The organism is Vibrio sp. D173a (assembly GCF_030248475.1).
The window spans coordinates 1-364 of sequence record NZ_JAHGAH010001081.1; the positions used below are offsets into that span (position 1 = coordinate 1).

Annotated in this window: 1 pseudogene; it reads left to right on the forward strand. The window is 48.1% G+C overall.

The features are described 5' to 3' along the window. Positions 1-14 precede the first annotated feature (14 nt). Positions 15-364, forward strand: a pseudogene (locus tag KIV40_RS31445) (PTS transporter subunit EIIC); the annotation flags it as partial.

The window sequence follows — 364 nt, forward strand, 5'->3', positions numbered from 1 at the left end:
CAACTGGTTAGCTTCCTAACGAAACGTTAGCGTCTATGGTTGGCCCGATGATCACTTACGTGCTGCCTCTACTTATCGGTTACACCGGTGGTAAAATGGTTGGCGGCGACCGTGGTGCGGTAGTAGGTGCTATCACAACAATGGGTGTTATCGTAGGTACGGACATTCCAATGTTCATGGGTGCGATGATTGTTGGTCCTCTTGGTGGTATCGCAATTAAGAAATTCGATGAAGCAGTTCACGGTAAAGTGAAGAGCGGCTTCGAAATGCTAGTGAACAACTTCTCTGCCGGTATCATCGGTATGATCTGTGCGATCATTGCTTTCCTAGCAATCGGTCCTGCAGTAAAAGTATTGTCTGGCGG